This is a genomic window from Rheinheimera marina (genome assembly GCF_042654345.1).
In the GTDB taxonomy this organism is placed as follows: domain Bacteria; phylum Pseudomonadota; class Gammaproteobacteria; order Enterobacterales; family Alteromonadaceae; genus Pararheinheimera; species Pararheinheimera marina.
Window position 1 is genome coordinate 1 of the sequence record NZ_JBHSGB010000002.1, and the last position, 19,261, is coordinate 19,261.

The 19,261-nt window shown below is 53.8% G+C and carries 19 protein-coding genes and 1 tRNA gene; 8 read left to right on the forward strand and 12 right to left on the reverse strand.

All coding sequences use genetic code 11. The features are described 5' to 3' along the window. Positions 1-119: 119 nt before the first annotated feature. Together hemE and nudC are read right to left on the reverse strand one after the other, a co-directional pair. Positions 120-1,202 carry a uroporphyrinogen decarboxylase gene (hemE, locus tag ACFO3I_RS02005; RefSeq protein WP_377331339.1) on the reverse strand — a complete coding sequence of 361 codons (1,083 nt, stop codon included), beginning with the start codon at positions 1,200-1,202 and terminating at the stop codon, positions 120-122. Positions 1,203-1,430: 228 nt separating this feature from the next. Beyond that, positions 1,431-2,237 carry an NAD(+) diphosphatase gene (nudC, locus tag ACFO3I_RS02010; RefSeq protein WP_377331341.1) on the reverse strand — a complete coding sequence of 269 codons (807 nt, stop codon included), beginning with the start codon at positions 2,235-2,237 and terminating at the stop codon, positions 1,431-1,433. A 143-nt stretch (positions 2,238-2,380) separates the two neighbouring features. Between nudC and rsd the strand changes: the two genes are divergently transcribed. From rsd to ACFO3I_RS02030, 4 genes are all read left to right on the forward strand, one after another. Then, positions 2,381-2,866, forward strand: coding sequence for a sigma D regulator (gene rsd, locus ACFO3I_RS02015; RefSeq protein WP_377331343.1), 486 nt, complete (start codon positions 2,381-2,383; stop codon positions 2,864-2,866). 429 nt (positions 2,867-3,295) lie between these two features. Then, positions 3,296-3,940 (forward strand): class I SAM-dependent methyltransferase, encoded by a 645-nt coding sequence (locus tag ACFO3I_RS02020; RefSeq protein ID WP_377331345.1) that lies wholly within the window; start codon positions 3,296-3,298, stop codon positions 3,938-3,940. Between the two features lie 66 nt (positions 3,941-4,006). Continuing rightward, positions 4,007-4,555 (forward strand): Der GTPase-activating protein YihI, encoded by a 549-nt coding sequence (yihI, locus tag ACFO3I_RS02025; RefSeq protein ID WP_377331346.1) that lies wholly within the window; start codon positions 4,007-4,009, stop codon positions 4,553-4,555. A 20-nt stretch (positions 4,556-4,575) separates the two neighbouring features. Further along, a complete protein-coding gene (locus tag ACFO3I_RS02030) occupies positions 4,576-5,019 on the forward strand; it encodes a DUF2489 domain-containing protein (protein ID WP_377331348.1) in 444 nt (147 codons plus the stop codon). A gap of 23 nt (positions 5,020-5,042) precedes the next feature. Here the strand turns inward: ACFO3I_RS02030 and ACFO3I_RS02035 are convergent, their stop codons facing one another. The 3 genes from ACFO3I_RS02035 to ACFO3I_RS02045 all read right to left on the reverse strand — a co-directional run bounded on the left by ACFO3I_RS02035 (position 5,043) and on the right by ACFO3I_RS02045 (position 7,075). Further along, positions 5,043-6,323, reverse strand: coding sequence for a metal-dependent hydrolase family protein (locus ACFO3I_RS02035; protein WP_377331350.1), 1,281 nt, complete (start codon positions 6,321-6,323; stop codon positions 5,043-5,045). A gap of 91 nt (positions 6,324-6,414) precedes the next feature. Further along, positions 6,415-6,939 carry a DUF1285 domain-containing protein gene (locus tag ACFO3I_RS02040; protein WP_377331351.1) on the reverse strand — a complete coding sequence of 175 codons (525 nt, stop codon included), beginning with the start codon at positions 6,937-6,939 and terminating at the stop codon, positions 6,415-6,417. Between the two features lie 60 nt (positions 6,940-6,999). Then, a tRNA-His gene (locus ACFO3I_RS02045) sits at positions 7,000-7,075 on the reverse strand. Positions 7,076-7,243: 168 nt separating this feature from the next. Between ACFO3I_RS02045 and ACFO3I_RS02050 the strand changes: the two genes are divergently transcribed. Both ACFO3I_RS02050 and ACFO3I_RS02055 read left to right on the forward strand, forming a co-directional pair. Further along, positions 7,244-8,068: a mechanosensitive ion channel family protein gene (locus tag ACFO3I_RS02050; RefSeq protein ID WP_377331352.1), complete on the forward strand. Its 825-nt coding sequence runs from the start codon at positions 7,244-7,246 to the stop codon at positions 8,066-8,068. Continuing rightward, a complete protein-coding gene (locus ACFO3I_RS02055) occupies positions 8,065-8,823 on the forward strand; it encodes a DUF481 domain-containing protein (RefSeq protein ID WP_377331353.1) in 759 nt (252 codons plus the stop codon). Before ACFO3I_RS02050 ends, ACFO3I_RS02055 begins: the two co-directional genes overlap by 4 nt. A gap of 25 nt (positions 8,824-8,848) precedes the next feature. Here the strand turns inward: ACFO3I_RS02055 and ACFO3I_RS02060 are convergent, their stop codons facing one another. From ACFO3I_RS02060 to ACFO3I_RS02085, 6 genes are all read right to left on the reverse strand, one after another. Next, positions 8,849-9,448 carry a response regulator transcription factor gene (locus tag ACFO3I_RS02060; protein WP_377331354.1) on the reverse strand — a complete coding sequence of 200 codons (600 nt, stop codon included), beginning with the start codon at positions 9,446-9,448 and terminating at the stop codon, positions 8,849-8,851. Further along, positions 9,445-10,503, reverse strand: coding sequence for a sensor histidine kinase (locus tag ACFO3I_RS02065; RefSeq protein ID WP_377331355.1), 1,059 nt, complete (start codon positions 10,501-10,503; stop codon positions 9,445-9,447). The genes ACFO3I_RS02060 and ACFO3I_RS02065 overlap by 4 nt, the downstream gene beginning before the upstream one ends. A 59-nt stretch (positions 10,504-10,562) precedes the next feature. Continuing rightward, on the reverse strand, positions 10,563-11,252 hold the full coding sequence (locus ACFO3I_RS02070; protein ID WP_377331357.1) for a tetratricopeptide repeat protein: 690 nt from the start codon (positions 11,250-11,252) through the stop codon (positions 10,563-10,565). 130 nt (positions 11,253-11,382) lie between these two features. Next, complete coding sequence (locus ACFO3I_RS02075; RefSeq protein ID WP_377331359.1) at positions 11,383-14,259, reverse strand: AAA family ATPase; 2,877 nt, start codon at positions 14,257-14,259, stop codon at positions 11,383-11,385. Then, complete coding sequence (gene sbcD / locus ACFO3I_RS02080; protein ID WP_377331361.1) at positions 14,256-15,476, reverse strand: exonuclease subunit SbcD; 1,221 nt, start codon at positions 15,474-15,476, stop codon at positions 14,256-14,258. Before sbcD ends, ACFO3I_RS02075 begins: the two co-directional genes overlap by 4 nt. Before the next feature lie 80 nt (positions 15,477-15,556). Further along, positions 15,557-16,552: a M20/M25/M40 family metallo-hydrolase gene (locus ACFO3I_RS02085; RefSeq protein ID WP_377331363.1), complete on the reverse strand. Its 996-nt coding sequence runs from the start codon at positions 16,550-16,552 to the stop codon at positions 15,557-15,559. Between the two features lie 162 nt (positions 16,553-16,714). Between ACFO3I_RS02085 and ACFO3I_RS02090 the strand changes: the two genes are divergently transcribed. Then, complete coding sequence (locus tag ACFO3I_RS02090) at positions 16,715-17,575, forward strand: EamA family transporter (RefSeq protein WP_377331365.1); 861 nt, start codon at positions 16,715-16,717, stop codon at positions 17,573-17,575. Here ACFO3I_RS02090 and bla read toward each other — a convergent pair. Further along, on the reverse strand, positions 17,572-18,318 hold the full coding sequence (gene bla, locus ACFO3I_RS02095) for a subclass B1 metallo-beta-lactamase (RefSeq protein WP_377331366.1): 747 nt from the start codon (positions 18,316-18,318) through the stop codon (positions 17,572-17,574). The two genes, ACFO3I_RS02090 and bla, sit on opposite strands and share 4 nt — an antisense overlap. Positions 18,319-18,433: 115 nt before the next feature. On the opposite strand from bla, the gene ACFO3I_RS02100 reads away from it, so the two are divergent. Beyond that, positions 18,434-19,252, forward strand: coding sequence for a hypothetical protein (locus ACFO3I_RS02100; protein ID WP_377331368.1), 819 nt, complete (start codon positions 18,434-18,436; stop codon positions 19,250-19,252). The last annotated feature ends 9 nt before the right edge of the window (positions 19,253-19,261 follow it).

The following is a 19,261-nucleotide window of genomic DNA, read 5'->3' on the forward strand; positions in this document are numbered from 1 at the left end:
TGCATAGAAAAAGGCCTGCGACGTCTCTGTTGCAGGCCTTTATACAGCAGTCACTGGATCGGTCAACCGATCTGAAATTGGCTTAACTGATCGGCATTAGGCCTTCAGGCCCCTTTTTATTATTCTTCCAGCAGAGTAGTCTGCATGTGGTACGCCGGACTAAACGTCTGTACCGCATCAATAAAAATGCCTGCTTTTTCCGGATCCACGTCTGGAGTAATGCCATGACCCAGGTTAAATACATGACCAGAGCCCATGCCATAACCGTCCAGAATGGCCTGAACCTCCTGACGGATACGCTCCGGCGTTCCCAACAAAATAGCCGGGTCCATATTGCCCTGCAGCGCCACTTTATCGCCGATACGAGCGCGGGCGTGGCGAATATCCATGGTCCAATCCAGGCCAACCCCATCACAACCTGTTGCCGCAATCTCTTCCAGCCACAAGCCACCATTTTTGGTAAACAAGGTTACCGGAACCGGACGGCCATCCGCATGGCGGGTTAAACCAGCCACAATTTGCTGCATATAACTTAACGAATACTCACGGTAATCGTGCGGTGTAAGCACACCGCCCCAGGTGTCGAAGATCATCACTGACTGAGCACCAGCGGCAATTTGCGCGTTGAGGTACAAAATAACGCTTTGAGCCAGCTTATCCAACAGGATATGCACAGCTTCAGGTTCGGTGTACATCAGCTTTTTGATTTTCGAGAAGGTCTTGCTACTGCCACCTTCAAACATATAGGTGGCTAAGGTCCATGGACTGCCGGAGAAGCCAATTAACGGCACTGAACCGTTCAGCTCACGGCGGATAGTACGCACGGCATCCATTACATACTTCAGTTCAACTTCAGGGTCCGGCACCGGCAGCTGTACCACATCCATAAAATCGGTTAACTGCTTGGTAAAACGCGGGCCTTCACCTTCACCAAAATACAGGCCCATACCCATGGCATCTGGAATGGTCAGAATGTCGCTGAACAAAATGGCAGCATCCAACGGATAACGACGCAACGGCTGTAAAGTCACTTCACAGGCCAGTTCAGGATTTTTACACAAGGACATAAAGTCGCCGGCCTGAGCCCGGGTCGCTCTGTATTCTGGCAAATAACGCCCAGCCTGGCGCATCATCCAGATTGGCGTCCGGTCTAAAGGTTGTTTCAGTAAGGCTCTTAAGTACCGATCATTTTTTAATTGCATCTGTTATCTGCCATCTTCTGATTTTTCGTTAGTTTATCACTGAAGTTTTTCTGCTGACTATGTTTTAACGCCACTCATTCAGTTTGGGTTAAAAAAAGCTGTTGCCTGACTAAAATACATCTGTTATAAACTACTTGCGCTAGTAAAGAACAATAAGAAAGAAACCTGTTTTAACAGGTCCGGGTAACGTAAGTTACACTCCACTTAAGCCACGATTTAGTGGCTTTTTTATTTTCTGCAGTTTGCATTCACCAGTTGTTGGATAATTTGACCGGATAAGGTCACTTCGCCGGGTACATCCGGCAACTTATCCAAATCAAACCAATGCGCTTCTTCAATTTCTTCCGGCTGGCAACGTAGCTCGCCACTTTGATAATCTGCAATGAATGCAGTCATCAGCGAATGCGGAAATGGCCAGGGCTGACTACCTGCATAACGCAAATTAGTAATGACCACTCCCACCTCTTCAGCGACTTCCCTGATCGCGGCCTGCTCCAAGGTTTCAGCCGATTCGACAAATCCAGCGAGTATAGAAAAGAACCCTGTTTTATGCCGGGCAGAACGTGCCAGTAACAGTTGATGTTGCGAATTGACGACCGCAATCAGCACACAAGGGTTAATCCGAGGGTAACAGCGATGGCCACATTTATGACAAAGCGCGGCCAGCTCCCAGTTCACTAAATGCATACTGCTGCCACACTGACCGCAAAATTTATGAGTCTGCAGAAACAAGGCCACCTGGCACGCTCTGGCCGCATGTTCAAAATGCTGTTCTCCATACATCAGGAATTGACGGGCACTGTGCCAATGGTCCTCAGGCTCTGGCCTATCCTGATACTGCAATAAATAACAGGGGAGCTGGTCAATTTCCCCTATTTGACACAGCATTTCTGTGCCATCCAGCGCAAGCTCAAGTTGCTGTAATGTCTGCGGCCGGGGCAGCTCTGAATCGTTGGGCAGGAACAGTTTTCCCTGGCTGACAACATACCAATACCCTAAGCCGGTTTTGTTATGGGGCAGACTGTGGCGGATCATAGATACCTCATTCACCATCCATTTCGCAGCGCCATCATAGATGGCAAACACTGAGCTGACCAATAAAAAAGTAGTTGATCTTTATCGCAGAATTCTTTTAATTAGGGGTTCACAGCAGTAAATTCCGATCTGAGGGCTCAGATATGTTCACCCGCCTGGAAACAGCTCAACAAAAATGGGGCGGTCGTTTAACCGCTATCGACAGCTGGCTGGACGACAGACAACAGTTAATCGTCAGCTATTGCCAGCTGGCGGCGTTGCCTCCGTTTGATAAGAAAAGCCAACAGTCTTTACCTGCTACGACTGAAGTTCAGTCCTTCTGCCAAAAACTGATGGATTACCTTTCCGCCGGGCATTTTGAAATGTACGAACGCATTGTTTCAGAGTGTGCAGTGAATGGCCATGACAGCCGGAAATTGGCCGACAGCCTGACACCGAAAATTTCTGCATCCACAGATGTCGCTTTGGAATTTAATGACAAATACGCGGAAGTGGCTGATGAACAATGGACCGCAAGCTTTGATCAGGACTTGTCTGAGCTTGGCCAGGTATTGGTTGAGCGTTTTGAGTTTGAAGACCAGCTGATCCAAACCCTGCACAATAAACACAGTGACGCTGTGTCCGCCTAATCATTGACTACGGAACAGCAGACCGACGCTATGTTGGTTTGCTGTTTAAAAAAGTTCCACGTTTCGTCGTTTTTTTCTGCAAAACATCTTGTCATTCATGCTAATTGGAGTATGGTTAGTCACGTTGCCTTTGGCGACGTGACAAAAACAAGGACCAGCAGCAAGGACAGCAGCAGTGCGGTAGTATGTTTTTATGCAACATCAAAAATGATGGCCCTGTGTCCATTGACACAGCATGGATGGTTCAAAAAGTATCAGGATGATCGCGAATAACAACTGTTATAGGGAAATTGCGCAACAATAACAGGATGCTTGCAAGACAGGGCGTCGAAACCCCATCAGGATGACTTCAGCAGATTTCGTGTCTCACTAGACACTCTTCCTCAGAGGGCGGTACCATCAGGTACCGCCCTTTTTGTTTACCTAGTTATGTCATTTTCTTGCCCATTGTGTAATCACCCTCATAGCCAGCTGTTCCATCAGGATAAAAAACGTCCGTACTGGCGGTGCCCTCACTGTGCACTGGTTTTTGTTGCGCCGCCGCACCATTTGTCGGCTGACGCGGAAAAGGCGCAGTACGACCTGCATCAGAATCATTGTGAGGACGAAGGCTACCGGCAATTTCTAAACCGGCTGGCACAGCCATTGATAAAGAAACTTGGCCGCCCAGGACTGTCCGGGTTGGATTTTGGTTGCGGCCCCGGCCCACTGCTGGCGCAGATCCTGACCGAACAAGGCCAGAAGATGGCAGTGTGGGACCCTTATTTCGCCCCAGACCCAGCACCACTGCAGAATAGCTATGATTTCATTAGTTGCTCGGAAGCTATTGAGCATTTCGCCACACCGGCCAAAGAGTGGCAGCAGTGGTTACAGTTGCTAAAGCCAAGTGGCGTACTTGGCATTATGACCAAACGTTATCTGGACCAGGCCGGTTTCGCCAACTGGCACTATAAAAATGATCCAACCCATATCAGTTTCTTCCACCAACAGACCTTTGAGTACCTGGCTCAACGCGATGGATTGACGGTGGAATTTCCGGCAGCAGACGTCGTTTTGTTACAAAAACAGAATTAGCAGTTGGTACTGTGCTTTTGCTATTAAACTGGTTAAAATACGCGCCCTTTTTCAGAGGCAGACTTTATGACCCGGATTAAAAAAACCCGCACCTCAGGCCAGATTGGTGTCAGACACAAACCTGCGACAGAAGCTCGCCAGGATCGCACTCGCACGCCTGAGACCAAAAAGAAAGGTTCGGGTTTAAAATCCGGTAGCCGCCATTCGCCACCGGCTGAGCAAAAAACCAGCTCAGGTTCAGGTAAAAAAGATCCACGCCATGGCAGTAAGACGCCTATTGCACTGGTGATCACCGCAGCCGAGCAGAAAGTGATCGACAGCAAAAACCTGCAGCCTGTTGCGCAGCTGAGCAAAGCCAAGCAACCCACACTGAGCCCAGAGCAAGAATTGGCGCAGATTGAAAATGATGCCACTCTGGCCGCGCTGTTAGATCGAGTGGACCAAGGTGAAATCCTCAAAGGCAAAGAAGCCAAATACTTCAACGCCAAAACTGCCCGTCATGCCGAACTGGTTGAACTGCTGGGTCTGGACAGCGAAGAAGAGGACGAAGAATTGGATCCACTGGCCAAGTTGGAGCAGACCGACTGGCGTAAAGAAATTTTGGGTGAGGACTAATCGTTTTGACGACAGGATGGATGATCGCATTCGGCTTGGCAACCCTGCTGGTTGCCGGCCTGGCTTTATATCTCGGACGCCTGTTACGCATGCTGCAGCAACAAAAGCAGCAGCAACAGGCTGAGCTGCAAAAGAAAAACAGTTACCTGTTCGAAAGCATCGACCTGATCGCCCGGGCTATGCAGGAAGAACAATGCGAACTGAGTGAAGGCGCGCTGCGTATTTGGGTGTTGCTGGATCACCTGCAGCTGACCAATAAACCAGACGCCAAAAGCAGCTACCCGGCGTTGTTCCAGATGTATGATGTGGTCAAAGACATGCCGACGCACCAGGCACGCAAAGAACGGGATAAAAAAGAAATCCGCCACCTGGATCATATCCGGCAGCAGGCAGAAATTAACCTGAAAGACGCCATACTACAGGATGTCAGCCACTTGCTGGACTGGGTAAAAAAAGCCGCTTAACCAAGCGGCTTTTTCGTAACGTTTTACAGCTGTTTGACCACTTGCCCCGCTTTCATCACAAAGCTCACCTGCCCCATCAGGTTCGGGTCCTGCAACGGATCACCAGGCACAGCCACCAAATCTGCCAGTTTTCCGGCCGTCACAGTACCCAGCTCCGCGTCTGCTTTCAGCAGTCTGGCACTTTCAATAGTGGCAGCACGAATAGCTTCAATCATTGGCATACCGGCTTCGGTCATATAGACAAACTCTTTCCAGTTGTCGCCATGTGCACCCACGCCTGAATCGGTGCCAAAAGCAATCTTCACTCCAGCTTTGTAGGCCGCGGCAAAGGTTTGCTGAATTTTCGGGCCAATCGCCAAGGCTTTCGGCCGTACTAAATCCGGGAAAAAGCCCGGCGTAGCCGCTTTGTCTGCCGCCCACTTGCCCGCACTGATAGTCGGCACGTAATAAGTGCCATGTTTTTTCATCAGCGCCATGGTGGTTTTGTCCATCAGGGTACCGTGCTCAACTGAATCCACGCCGGCTTCTATGGCACGCTGCATGCCTTCTTTACCATGAGCATGCACAGCAACCGTCATGCCGTAGTCTTTGGCAGTGCTGACCACAGCGTCCAGCTCTTCTTTGGTAAACTGTGGGTTGGAGCCACTTTTCGCCACGCTGAGCACCCCACCTGTAGCGGTCAACTTGATTAAATCGGCGCCTTCTTTATAGCGCTGACGCACCGCTTTACGCGCTTCGTCCGGACCATTGATCACGCCTTCCTTGGCGCCGGGGTCCCCCATCAGGAAATACGCAATGCCATTGGTTGGATCGGCATGACCACCTGTGGTGGCTAAGGCTTTGCCTGCGGTAAAAATACGTGGTCCTTTCACATAGCCTTGGTTAATGGCTTTGCGCAGTGCTGTACTGATTCGGTGTGTATCGCCCAGCTCGCGCACTGTGGTAAAACCCGCCATCAATGTTTTTTCGGCAAAAGTGGCCCCACGTAAGGCAAAGTCAGCTTCATTCATAGTGAACTCTTCGCTGTAACTGCCCGGGCCCATCTGGCTGGAGAAGTGGGTATGCATGTCCATCAGGCCTGGCATCAGGGTGTGATTTTTCAGGTCAATCAGCGTATCTGTGCTGGCCACCGGCTGATAGCCATCGATCACCGCGACAATTTTGTCGCCATCAACCTGCACTGTCACTTGCTGTCGTACTTGGTTATCTTCCGCGCTGATCAGGCGGCCGGCATGGATAAGCGTAGCGGCCTGTACAGAACCGGTCAGCATGGCCAGCGCCAGCAGCGACATCTGAGTTTTCATAGCTGTTCCTTATTCTTCTTGTGTTTTGCTCAGATGACTATGAAGCAGGCCGCATTTTTACGCAACCCATCAATGACTTAGCAGCAAAGTCTCAAGCGCCTAACAAGAATTGCTGTCCTGCCGATTCGACAAACCACTGGTCCTGGTTCCGGCAAGCCCACTCCGCCAGTTGGTAATAACAAGGACGGCTGAACTTGGCGGTCAATCCCCGCCATAACTGCAAATAAGGTAGTAGCTGGCCATCGGCTTGCGGCTGCAGCACCAACGGGTATTCAGCGCTGATTAAGACCTGATGCTGCAAATTGGTGGTCGCCAGCAGCACAACACCTTGCCCGGTTTCGCGTTGCTGCAGTTCAGTGATCAGAAAAGCAGCGTCCTCGACCTGGATACGAACTTTTTCCACTGGCGTCAGCAGGAAATATTCCCCGGCGCGACAAACCAGCACTGAGGCGAACAGCTGAACCAGAGCGAGACGTTCAATCGGCGAGCCTTGGTAGCACCAGCGACCATCCGCCTTAATGACTAAGGGTAAATCACCACAAAAAGGTGGATCCCACAGTTCTAATGGGGCCAAGTTGGGTTGTTGCAGTTGCTGCTGCAAGGCGTTGAGGTTCATTGGAAAAATGCTGATGCACAGAACAGAGATAGGGGAAGAGTAACACAGCAATGCAGGAAATGGGGTGGCTGATGGGGCTCGAACCCACGACAACCGGAATCACAATCCGGGACTCTACCAACTGAGCTACAGCCACCGCAGAGGCGCGCATTCTAGCGAATCACTCTGTTTATGCAACTGTTTTCTGTCAGGTTCACCGGGGCATTAAGCCTATTTAGGGTTGGGCCATCCGGACTGCTGTGGTAGGGTTAGCGCAGAAACGCAGAGACCCAAGCTCTGCGTTATCTGGTTTTAAGGAGAAAAAATGCAACAATTTATTGATTTTATCAGCGACAACCAACAGCTGATCCTGGCCTATAGCGTCAAGATTCTGGTCGCCCTGGTGATCCTTTATGTCGGTCGCTGGCTGTCAAAAAACCTGACAAAAATGCTGGAAAAGGCGTTGCTCAGCCGCAAAGTCGACAAAGCTGTGGTGTCGTTTTTAGGTGGTATTATCCAAACCGCCATTATGTTGCTGTTTATCCTGATTGCGCTGTCGCAGGTGGGAATTCAGACCGCGTCCTTTATCGCCATGTTGGGTGCCGCCGGTCTGGCCGTAGCTCTGGCTTTGCAAGGGTCCTTGTCCAACTTCGCATCTGGCGTACTGATTATTTTATTCCGGCCTTTTAAAGCCGGTGATTTCGTCGAGACCGCGGGCGTTTCTGGCACAGTGGAGAAAATTGAGATCTTCCAGACCATTTTGCGCAGCCCGGATAACAAACGCATTATTGTGCCCAATTCACAGATCACTGGCTCCGCCATCACGAATTTTTCCGCCGAACCCACCCGCCGTGTCGACCTGGTTATAGGCATCAGCTACGGCTCCGATCTGCGTAAAGCAAAATTAATTCTGGAACAACTGACCAAAGCCGATGGTCGTATTCTGGCTGAACCCAACCCGGTGATTGCGGTTGGCGCGCTGGCTGACAGCAGTGTCAATCTGATCGTGCGCAGTTGGGTCAATGCGGCCGACTACTGGCCTGTGTACTGGAGCTTGCTGGAAAACATTAAGCTCAGTTTTGATGAACAAGGCATTGAGATTCCATTTCCGCAAATGGATGTCCACCTGAAAAAGGAAACGAACGAATGAAATACCTGGTCCTCTCCCTGCTCGCATGCAGTTGTATCGCGGCACAGGCCGAAGACGCTTCAGGCAACTCGACAAATCCGCCCGCATTAGGCTGGAGCACCACCGCAGAATTGGGTGCAATTACCACCTCTGGTAACACCACAGGTACTTCAGTAACAGGAAAAATCGACTCCAGCCATGAGATGGAGCAATGGTCCAACGAATACAGCCTAAGCGCTTTTTATAAGCGCGATGAAACCACCACCGAAGACGGCAGCACCTTGGTGCAAACCTCGGCCGAACGGTATGCCGCCTCGGCCAAAGGCGGCTACAAACTGGATTCTGATTCGGCCAAGTTGTTTATTTATGGTTCCCATATCGACGACAGATTCGGTGCTTACACTGAATACAGCACAGTCGCGATAGGGTATGGCGACCAAATCTTTAAGACCGACACTATGACACTTACCGGTGAAATAGGTCCTGGTTATGCCCGTGGCAAAACCGATGCGGGTGAGCAGGAAAATGGTCTGCTGGTTCGTAGTGCCGCCACCTTTCGCTGGCAACTCAGCGACAATGCCCGCTTTAAGCAGACAGTGTCACTGGAATACGGTGAAGACAACAAAAGGACAGTGGCCGAAAGCTCACTGACCAGTAAATTAAATGGCAGTTTGCAGATGAAAGCGGCATTCTCTATTCAGAACGACAGTAAAGTACCGGCAGGTAAAGAAAAGACAGACACCCAAACCTCGGTCACCCTGGTGTACTCGTTCTAACCAGCAGTTTCTCTACAACGCTGCATTACAACCAGCCCTTTTGCCGGGCTATCCGGGCCGCATCGACCCGGTTGCCTGCCTGCAACTTACTGATCGCTTCTGACAAGTAATTGCGGGCAGTGCCTTCGGCAATGAACAACGCGACTGCTATTTCAGCGGTGGTTTTTCCTTCACTGGCCAGTCGCAGTGCTTGCCGCTCTTTTTCCGTCAACGGGTCTTTTTCTCCCAGCGCATTCAGTAACAGCTCAGGGTCTATCACTTTTTTGCCCAGCAGCACCTGCTGAATCGCTTTGGTCAGTTGCTCTACCGGCGCATCTTTCAGCAAAAAAGCCTTAACACCGGCGTCCAGAGCCCGTTGTACATAACCAGCGCGCCCAAAGGTGGTCAGGATCATCACCTGCAGCGGCAATTGTTGCTGTTTGACATAAAGCGCCAGGTCCAGCCCACTGCAGCCCGGCATCTCAATATCGGACAATAACAAATCGAATGCTTGCTGTTGCAGCTGCTGTTTGGCCACTAGGCCGTCAGCAGCTTCCACCACCTCAAACTGGCCATTCATCCGCAATAAGGCCGCCAGGGCGCCCCGCACCATGGCCTGATCCTCTGCCAGCAAAATTCGTATCATGCCTTGGTCCTTGGAATCGTCAGGTCAAAACAGGTCGGGTTAGTCTGCCAGCTAAGCTGGCCGCCAAGCAAATTCAGCCGCTCCGCAATGCCCTGCAAGCCGGCTCCGGCTTCAATCACACTGCACACTCCATCATCTTTCAGTTGCAACAAACGCTGGCTGTCATTTTGCTGCAGCCGGAGCCAAACCTGGCGCCCCTGGCTATGCCGAATCAGATTAGTCACTAACTCGGTCAGCACCGGCACCAGGCACTGCTCTTCCTGCTCCGTCAGTCCTTGCCAGTGTCCGTCCAGCTCCACCGCAAAGCCGGCCTGACGCAACAGGTCCAATAGCGGCTGTACTGTGCTGTCCCAGCCTTTGTGGCGATAACCTGCCACTGTGTGCCGTACCTGCGACAAGCTCTCGCGTGCAATCAGTCGCAGTTGCTCCAGCTCATCCAGCGCCTGCTGCAGCTGTTGGTGCTTTAGCAACTGAACGGCTAAATTAGCTTTGAGGATCACGCTGGACAAGCTGTGTCCCAGCACATCATGCAAATCACGGGCAATACGTTCCCGCTCCAGCTGTGTCGCCAGCTGGCTGATTTCCGCCGAGCTTTGTTGCTGCTGTCGCTGCACTTTCTGCCGCCATTGCTCCACCTGGCCCATAGTGCCAATACCCAGCACCAACAAGTTGCCATACAAACTGAATTCCCAAACCTGTGGGAACAGCCACCAGCCCAGCAAAGCTATCCAGCTGCCTAACAACAGAGTACTCAACAAGAAACGCCGCAGCGACAAGACAAAACCAAAGAAGAAAGCGGCAAAAGCAAACAGGCTGATCGAACCAAAAGTGACAGGAGTGATCAGACTGGCCACCAACACTATACCCAAAGCGCCCTGCATAGTGCGGCGCCAGTCAGCAGAATAGGCGTAAAAGTAACAGGCCAGAAAAGCTAAAAGCGCCAGCAATTGCCAGCCAATTTCGGCGAGGCTATAAGGGCGGAACCAGACAGGCACCAGATAAAACACCAGGTTTACCAGGTACACCCATTTCAGTCGTTGTTCTTTGTGGCTCATAGTCATCCTTGCGGCTGACCGGTCATCCGGCCAGCCTGTGTCACTGATCTAACCACCGCTTAGTTTTTGCTGAAGCGCTGTTGTTGTTCCAGCAGGAACCGGGCCCAGCCGTATTCAGGGTTCAGCTGCAATGCCTGCTGCCAGTCGGCTATCGCGGCCTTGTTGTCGCCTAAATCCATTTTGGCCAGGCCACGCCAGACGTACGCTTCTTCCTGGCCCCAACAAATCTGTTCACAAGGCGCGCTGAACAGTGCAATGGCTTTGCTGGCCAGCTCTGCCGCGGCCGTTTTACTGCCACCAAAGAGCGCCGGTGTGTTGTAGGCCGAAATGGCTTTGACCAGCTGAACCCGCGGGTTTGCAGGCGCCAGTTGCTCAGCTTGCGCCAGAGCCTCACCGGCTTTTTTGCCGTATTTGACGCCGTTGACGACCGGGTTTTCACCGATACTCAGGCCATACACGGTCGACAGCAATGCCAGGTTTTCCGCATCCGGCTGCTCCGACGTCAACTGCTCCAGCGTCTGTCGGGCCTGCGCCAGCGCCGCAGAGAACTGTTCGGTCTGGCCTGCCACCTGGCTAATCACCGCAAGCCGGTACTGCGCGTAGGCCTGTTCATAACTAACCGCCGAGCCTTTGGCGTATTCAGTCAGCTGTGGCAGCTGCATCTGATTGGCTGCCGCGTCAATCTGGTCAATGCTCGCTGCCTGGCTTGTGCTGGCGGCAATCAACAGTGCAATCATTAATGGCTTCATTTTTACTTTCCTTATGCTGTGACACCCCGTTGGTGTAACGCCATTATCGAAAGCAGGCCTGCACTGCGGCAGGCACATTTGTCACCAGTTGCAGCTGACAAATGTCATCTGTTGCGCCGCACCATGTTGGTCAATACACCTTTAGCGTGCTGTACCCGAGGCCTTGCTGTTTCTCCAGCCGGATTTGCACCGGAATTCGCTCTTTCAGCGCCTCGACGTGGCTAATCACGCCAATTTGTTTGCCACTGGCATTCAGCTGGTCCAAAGCCGCCAGGGCGGCATCCAGGGTGTCCGGGTCCAACGTGCCAAAGCCTTCATCAAGGAATAACGAGTCAATACGGGTTTTGCTGGAGACTAAATCAGACAAGGCTAAGGCCAACGCCAGACTGACCAGAAAACTTTCGCCACCTGACAAGGTTTTGGTGTCGCGTTCGACGTCGGCCTGCCAGCTGTCCACCACCACTAAATCCAGTTCAGCGTCAGCTTTGCGTTTCAGTTGGTAGCGGCTGTGCAAGCGCTGCAATTGCGCATTGGCCAGCTGCACCAGTTGCTGCAGAGTTAACCCCTGGGCAAAACGGCGGAAACGGGCTCCGTCGGCCGACCCGATCAGGCTGTTCAATTGCTGCCAGCTGATCAGTTGCTGCTGTTGCTGCGCAATTTGTGTCGCCAGTTGTTGCTGCTGTTGCTGTTGTTGGCGGTCTGCTTCCAGTTGCTGCTGCAGGCTGGCGAGGGTCGCCACCAAGGCCAGGGTCTGCTGCTGCAACTGCTGTTGCTGCTCAGTCAGCTGGGCCAAATCCTGGCTGGTCAGTTGCTGCGCCTGCAGATGCTGCCATTGCTGTTCTGCATGCTGCAGCTCAGAATCCGCTGCAATCCGTTGTTGCTGCAATTGTTGTTTCAACCTGTTCAACTCAGCCACCTGCTCTGCGCTTAACAAAATGGCCAGAAAGGCCGCTTCGTGGTGAAAACCGGCAGCACTCAGCTGTTGCTGCCAGTCACCCTGCTGCTGCTCTTGTTGCTGCTGCAGCTGCTGCAGTTGGGCGGCGCTTTGCTCCAGCTGACCTTGTTGTTTTTGCAGAGCTGCACTTTGTTGCTGCACCTGGGACTGCAAGCCGGCTAAGTCCTGTATCGCAGCAGGGCTGGCCTGCTCAACGCTGACCTGCCAGTGGGCCGCCTGTTGTTGCCAGAATTGCTGTTGTTGCTGCTGCTGCGTCCAGTCCTTTTGCAGTAAGTCCAACTGATGTTGACTGCGGCGCCATTGCTGCTGCAGCTGACGCTGCGCCACTGTGGCTTTCAGTTGTTGCTGCAGCTGGGCGACCAAAGCATCGCTGCCCTGTGTCTGCAGTTGCTGTTGCCAAGCGGCACTGAACTGCTGCTGCAGTTGTTGCAACCTGGTCTGTAACGGGCCCGTTTCCTGCTGCTGTTGCTGCAACTGTTCAGTCAGCTGATCACTGCGGGCCTGCAGCGCGGCTTTTTGCTCTGCTGCCGCCTTGCCCTGCTCCAGCACCTTTTTTTGCAGTTGCTGCAATTGCTGCCACTGTTGTTCAGTCTGGCTTTGCTCCAGTTGTTGATAGTGCTGGATGGCCGGATGCTGTTCACTGCCACACAATGGGCAGGCGTCACCGGGTTGCAGCCGGGCTCTGTGGCCGGACAGCTGCAGGATCAGCCGTTCCTGCTCCAGCAATTTCTGTTTGTCCTGGCTTTGGCTTTCCAGCTCGCGATAACGCTGGCGTAACTGCTGCACCAGCAGCTCTTGTTGCTGTAGCTGGGGAAGCAAGGGCTGCAATTGAAGTTGCCACTGCGCACTTTGCTGCTGCAACCGCTGTTGTTGTGTTTGTAATTGGGCCAGTTGTTGCAGCGCTTCCAGTTGCTGACGTTGTTGCTCTTCGGTTTGCTGCAGATGCTGTTCGTCACTGCTGCCCTGCAATTGCTGCTGCAGTTGCTGTACCTGCTGAGCCAACTGGTGCAGCTGCTGCTCGGTCTGGCCGGACTGCTGCTGGCTGGCCCGCAACCCTTGCGCAATCAACCGTTGCAACTGCTGCTGTTGCTGCTGCAGGCTTTGTTGTTGCTGTTGCAAGCTCAGTGCTGCCGCCTCTTTTTGCCCACGCAGCTGCTGCAATTGCTGGTAATGCTGCAATAAAGGCCCGTGCTGTTCAAAACGCTGCAGTTTGTCCAGCGCACTTTGCTGACGCTGCTGTTCAGCCTGCACCAGCTCCTGTTGCTGCCGGGCCTGTTGCTGGCGCTGCTCAGCCTGCTGCAGTTGCTCGCGCCAGCGTACTAACGGCAGCAACTGTTGCTGTTGCTGCTGCAGCTGCTGCTGACTGCTTTGCAATTGTTCAACTTCAGTCGTCAGTTCAGCCCGGCGCTCCGCATCCAGCAACTGCACGCCGGACAGACGCGCCTGCAGCAAATCCAGCTCATTTTTTTCGGTTCTGGTGCGCTCAAATACCGCCACCGACAACTGACCATAAATTTCAGTGCCGGTCAGTTCCTCCAGTAATTCAGCCCGTTCATTGGCCGGTGCATTTAAAAAGGCGGCAAAGCCACCTTGTGCCAACAACATGGATTTAGTGAAACGGCCAAAATCCAGCCCGGTCAGCTGCTCGGTCAGGGCCAGTTTTTCACTGGTTTTGTCGGTCAGGATCTGCCCATCAGCTTTGGCCAGCTCCACTTTGGCGGCCTGCAGCTTGCCATCGACAGCACCGCGGGAGCGACGCTGGCTCCAGAAAGCGCGGTACACGTCCCCGCGCACTTCAAACTCCACCTCGGCCAGACACTCACTGGTGTGGCGGCTCATCAGCTCGTTGCTGCTTTGCGACAATTGCTTCAGCCGAGGCGTCTGGTGGTACAGCGCCAGGCAGATCGCATCCAGGATGGTGCTTTTGCCGGCGCCAGTCGGGCCGGTAATGGCAAACAGGTTGGTGTCAGCCAACGGCGATGCGGTGAAATCAATCTGCCACTCACCTTTTAGTGAGTTCAGGTTTTGCAGACGAACCGAACGGATTTTCATTCTGCCACCTCCTGCAGCTGTTGCATCAGGCCAGCCACCATCTGCTGAAACTGCTGCTGTTGCTCTGTCGTCAGCTCCTCCTGCTCCAGCCGCTGCTGCAGCACCATGGCCGGCTCCAGTTCGGTCAGACTCAGCACCTCGGCACTTTGTAAGCCGCTTTGTTGCGCGGTGCGGGCCCGGCGCAGTTTCAGCAATTCAACAGGCTTGTCCGCCAGTTGCTGCTGCACCATTTGATGTAACTCGCTCAGTAAGGCATCAGCGCCGGTCAGTTGCAGCTCCAACCACAGCTGTTGGCCCGGCTCCAGCTCCGCCAGCGCTGGCGTCAGCAAGGCGGCCATGTCATCCAACTGGCACTTCAGGCTCAGCATGGGCTGAAAACAAGGCACAGGCAGCAGTTCTGGCTGCAATGGGCTGGCAGCCAGGTCCAGCAGCACCACAGATTTTTGCTGGCGGCTTTCATCAAAACTCAGCGGGAGCGGTGAACCACTGTAGCGCCAGCACGGATTGCCGGCCACTTGCTGCGGCTGATGGATATGGCCCAGCGCCAGGTAATCGACCGGCGGAAAGGCACTGGCCGGAAAGGCGTCCAGGGTCCCAATATAAATATCCCGTACTGACTCTGTGCAGCTGGCGCCCACAGTGGTCAGATGGCCGGTGGCCAGCACGGGCAAGTCGCGGCCCAATTCGGTGCGGCGTTGTAATGCCAGCTGATACAGCTGCTGATAACAATCGGCAATTGCCTGTTGCAGCAGCTGCTGTTTCGCGCTGCTGCTGTCGCCACGCTGGCTTTGCACTAAATCGCGGCTGCGCAAAAAAGGTAACGCCAGTAGCAAGGCGGCAGGCCCGCCGCTGCGGTCAGTTAGCGTCAGTAAATGCTGAGCAGGATCGGACAACCAGCCAGGGATCACCGACGTATGCAGCTTTGCCAGCAAATTCTGGCTTTCCTGCAACACAGCCACCGAGTCATGGTTGCCGCCCAGCAGGATCAGCTGACAGCCGGTTGGCAATAAATCCACCACCAACTGGTGGTACAACTCGCGGGCATAACTGGGCGGCGTGCTGGTATCAAAAATATCACCGGCCACAATCAGGGCGTCGACCTGATGCTGTTCTATCTGCTGCTTCAGCCAGCGGAAAAAGGCCTGATGCTCCGCCAGCCGGCTTTTGCCAATAAAGTGTTGCCCCAGATGCCAGTCGGAGCTGTGTAGAATGCGCATAAGAGCTTCCCGGCAAAACTGCCCTGAAAAAAACGCCCCGGCTAGGGGCGTTTTTTAGAAAATCATGGCGTTAGCATACCCTAGATTGCATCAAACAATAACAGCGCACTGAGCACGGTTTCGCTGACTTCACGATAAAACTGCTGGTCGGTATGAGCAAAAGTGTCGCTGGGCTGGTGGTAATCCGGGTGGTCCGGCACGCCAAAGTAAACAAAGTCGACGCCCTGCTGATGAAACACCGCGTGATCGGACCCCGAGGTCCAGTCCGGCGTATTCCCTGCCAACCATTGTGGTCTGTCATAACCCAGCAATAACCGCACCGAACTTTGTTGTTGCAGTTGCTGCAGCACTGGCAACAAAGCAGGCTGATGATAAGCCCCGACCGCATACAGCTGACGTTCAGTGTCGCGGCTGAGCATATCCAGGTTGATATTGAGCTTAATTTGTTCAGGTTGTAGCAGCTTTTGCTCAAACAGCATTTTGCTACCCCACATACCGCGCTCTTCATGGTCCACCGCGGCAAACCACAAGGTATGGCGCGGTGGATGCTGTTTAAAGTAACGCGCCAGTGCCAGTAGCGCGGCCACGCCAGAAGCGTTATCGTCCGCGCCGTGGTAAATCTGGCCTTCGTGTAACCCCAAATGGTCATAATGCGCAGTGATCACCAACAGAGGCAGCTGTGGATCTGTGCCGGCAATTTGACCCAGTACATTGGCCGCGCCCTGGTGCTCAGCAGCTTTGCCGGAGCTGGCCTGATACGGCTGGCGGTAGCCTTCAGTCCCGGCAGGCGCCAAGCCAATCAGCTCAAACTGCTGCACCAGCCAGCTCTGCGCCAGCTGGCCCCCAGCCTGACCTGTGCCCCGCCCGGCCATCTCGTCCGACGCCAAATGCTGTAAATCGGCCAGTTGCTGTGGCCAGTCTAACCGTTCAGGCATGGCGGCCACTGTGGGCGCAGGTTGCGCTTGCAGGCGCTGCTGCTCAGCCTGGGTCCGCCAGTCCAAATAAGATAGCCAGCTCAACCACCCCAAACACGCCAGCACCAGCAGGCCAAGGCCAAATTTGAATGAAGTACGCATTATGCCGCTCTCTAGCTGAAAACAGCATAAATTACGTTGTTATTGAGTTGTTGCAAAGTAGCCATACCCAATTTTTTCCTTCAGTATCAGCAGGGTTCCCATCGCTCAACGGCATGGCTGCTGATAAACTAGCGGCAGTTTTCCGTTAATCAGGTGGCTGTTGTGCCTAAGCTGTCACGCCCGTTTTTGTTAGCTATTGCCAGTGTGCTGGTGGCCATGATGGTGATCCAGTCCGGCGCCTCACTGGCCAAAACGTTGTTTCCGTTGGTCGGCCCTGCAGGCACCACAGCACTGCGGGTTGGTTTTGCCGCCCTGCTGCTGGTACTGATATTTAAACCCTGGCGGCACTGGCCGGCCGGAAAACACCTGCAGGCCATCCTACTGTATGGCGTGTGCCTGGGCGGCATGAACCTGATGTTTTATCTGGCGATAGACCGTATTCCGCTCGGTATTGCAGTGGCACTGGAATTTACCGGCCCACTGGCGGTGGCGCTGCTGTCGTCCAAACGTAAGCTGGATTTGCTTTGGGTGGCGCTGGCCGTCACCGGCATTACCTGCCTGCTGCCCTGGCAAGGCGGCCAGACCGCACTGGACCCGCTCGGTGTCACGCTGGCGCTGGGTGCCGGTGCCTGCTGGGCCGGTTACATTATTTACGGCCAGCGCAGTGGCGGTGCCATCAGTGGTGGGGCTGCTGTGGCTATTGGCATGGCAGTGGCCGCCTGTTTTCTGGTGCCTATTGGCGTGGTCAGTGCAGGCACTGCGCTGCTCGACAGTTCAGTGTTGCTATTTGGTGTGGCCGTGGCGCTAATGTCCAGCGCAATCCCCTACAGCCTGGAAATGGTGGCGCTAAAACGGCTGCCGGCCCAGAGTTTCAGTATTCTGATGAGTCTGGAACCGGCCATTGCCGCGCTGGCTGGTTTGCTGATTTTGTCCGAACAGCTCAGCCTGTTGCAGTGGGGGGCTATTGCCGCTGTGATTAGTGCGTCATTGGGCAGCAGCCTGACCCACCGTAAAACAGCTTAGAACTTCACTTTAAACAAATTCAGGCTGTAGTCGATCAGCTTCAGATCAGCAATTTCGCCATGGCCAGGCACCACCACAGTCGCCTGGCCATACTGCTGGCGAATCGACTGCAGCGCCTGTGGCCAGTGCTGCAAATCGGCCTCGCCTATATAACCCAAACCCGGAAAACGTGGCGCTTTAATAGCACAGCCACCCACCAGCACCTGCGCCGCCGGCACATAAGCCACCAGGTTATCGACGGTATGGCCTGGGCCAGGGTAATAGAGTTCAAATGGGCCGTAGGACATGCTCTGCCCAACGGCAAAACGGCCTAAAGATTGCGGCAGCGGCACGTTTTCTTTGACGGTCAGCAGCCTGGTCTGGGCTGAACTGAAAAAAGGAATATGACGCTGATACAGCTCGGCTGAACCTCCGGTTTTGTCGGCATGGGAGTGCGTCGCCACCACACTGTGCACCGGCAACTTCAATTGTTGCTGCACCCAGTCCAGCAACACTTTGGTCGAGTCCTTGCCCCAGGCGGTGTCGATGATCCAGATTTCGCCCTGGTAACGCGCCAACAAACCATTGGAATAAAAGCGTACGCCATTGGGAAAGCTGTACCAGGAGCGGTGCACCCATAAATCCGGGCTTAGCTGAATAACTTCCAGATCCGGGCTCAGCTGCACTGCGGCAGGTTCGGCCTGCGCCGCGTGAGTACCAGCAGTCAACAGCAAGGCAGATAAAATAAAACCGAATAGCTTCAATTGGATACCCTCTTTGGTTGCTGGCTCTGGGCCTGCGCTAAAGTTTTTTACAGCGCCTCTGGGCAAGTAAGTCAACTTGCCTTACTCTGGCAACATTGATTGAAAGTGATCTGTTATGCAGCAGCACAGCCCTTTACCTTCTTTGCTTCACCAGCCCGCCCAACTGAGCGCGGAGCAAAAACAACAAAGCCGCAGGCATTGTGGTTTTGGCTGTATCTTTTGCGGTTGCCCAGTCTACCAGTATTTCCAGCTGGATGGGCAGGCCGACGCCCTGTTGATTTGCCCGTTGCATCAGCGCCAGTTGCAAAAAAACCTGTTAAGTCCATCCACGTTGCAGCAACGGGCCGAACGCCCGATTAACCTGGACCGCCAGCATTTACCAGGCTTTAAATACGACCCGCACCGGCGCATTCAGCTGTCGGTCGGCATGAATACCCTGTATGCCGACTTGCCAGACGCTGGCGGTGAACACCCGCTGATCTGGGTGAACGGCGAGATGTTTTTCTGCCTGCATGCCGACCGGCACTGGCTGAGTTTTTCTTTTACCTTATCAGACGCGGCGGGCCAGACGCTGCTGCAGGCCGAACAAGGCGAATTGCTGCACTACCCGCCAGACTGGGAATTCAGTTACGACGTAATGACGCTGAAAATTCGTGACGGCCAGAAAAGGCTGCTGTTTACTGCTCAGCTGTGCAACGACCGGGTGATGATCACCAAAGGCCTGTTTCTGGATGAACACAAAGACGGTTTTGCGGTCGAAGGCAACCGGGTGATCGCCATGCTGGACGGCCAAAAAGGCGGTGAATATATGCAGCGGCTGGAACCGGGCCGCTACCAGGGTGGCTGGGCTTTGTTTAATAAAGTGCGGCACCCGGAGCTTGTGATGCCGGGAAGCTTTGCGTTTATTTGCGCGACCAAACGCAAAAGCCTGTAATGGCTGGAT

What these genes read in the sequence shown, in the direction of transcription:
- hemE (WP_377331339.1), bottom strand. Translation starts at nt 1,202, where the DNA reads ATGCAATTAAAAAATGATCGGTACTTAAGAGCCTTACTGAAACAACCT.
- ACFO3I_RS02100 (WP_377331368.1), top strand. Translation starts at nt 18,434, where the DNA reads ATGCAGCAGCACAGCCCTTTACCTTCTTTGCTTCACCAGCCCGCCCAA.
- ACFO3I_RS02085 (WP_377331363.1), bottom strand. Translation starts at nt 16,552, where the DNA reads ATGCGTACTTCATTCAAATTTGGCCTTGGCCTGCTGGTGCTGGCGTGT.
- ACFO3I_RS02030 (WP_377331348.1), top strand. Translation starts at nt 4,576, where the DNA reads ATGATCGCATTCGGCTTGGCAACCCTGCTGGTTGCCGGCCTGGCTTTA.
- ACFO3I_RS02065 (WP_377331355.1), bottom strand. Translation starts at nt 10,503, where the DNA reads ATGAGCCACAAAGAACAACGACTGAAATGGGTGTACCTGGTAAACCTG.
- nudC (WP_377331341.1), bottom strand. Translation starts at nt 2,237, where the DNA reads ATGATCCGCCACAGTCTGCCCCATAACAAAACCGGCTTAGGGTATTGG.
- ACFO3I_RS02020 (WP_377331345.1), top strand. Translation starts at nt 3,296, where the DNA reads ATGTCATTTTCTTGCCCATTGTGTAATCACCCTCATAGCCAGCTGTTC.
- ACFO3I_RS02070 (WP_377331357.1), bottom strand. Translation starts at nt 11,252, where the DNA reads ATGAAGCCATTAATGATTGCACTGTTGATTGCCGCCAGCACAAGCCAG.
- ACFO3I_RS02055 (WP_377331353.1), top strand. Translation starts at nt 8,065, where the DNA reads ATGAAATACCTGGTCCTCTCCCTGCTCGCATGCAGTTGTATCGCGGCA.
- ACFO3I_RS02040 (WP_377331351.1), bottom strand. Translation starts at nt 6,939, where the DNA reads ATGAACCTCAACGCCTTGCAGCAGCAACTGCAACAACCCAACTTGGCC.
- rsd (WP_377331343.1), top strand. Translation starts at nt 2,381, where the DNA reads ATGTTCACCCGCCTGGAAACAGCTCAACAAAAATGGGGCGGTCGTTTA.
- ACFO3I_RS02075 (WP_377331359.1), bottom strand. Translation starts at nt 14,259, where the DNA reads ATGAAAATCCGTTCGGTTCGTCTGCAAAACCTGAACTCACTAAAAGGT.
- yihI (WP_377331346.1), top strand. Translation starts at nt 4,007, where the DNA reads ATGACCCGGATTAAAAAAACCCGCACCTCAGGCCAGATTGGTGTCAGA.
- ACFO3I_RS02035 (WP_377331350.1), bottom strand. Translation starts at nt 6,323, where the DNA reads ATGAAAACTCAGATGTCGCTGCTGGCGCTGGCCATGCTGACCGGTTCT.
- sbcD (WP_377331361.1), bottom strand. Translation starts at nt 15,476, where the DNA reads ATGCGCATTCTACACAGCTCCGACTGGCATCTGGGGCAACACTTTATT.
- ACFO3I_RS02060 (WP_377331354.1), bottom strand. Translation starts at nt 9,448, where the DNA reads ATGATACGAATTTTGCTGGCAGAGGATCAGGCCATGGTGCGGGGCGCC.
- ACFO3I_RS02050 (WP_377331352.1), top strand. Translation starts at nt 7,244, where the DNA reads ATGCAACAATTTATTGATTTTATCAGCGACAACCAACAGCTGATCCTG.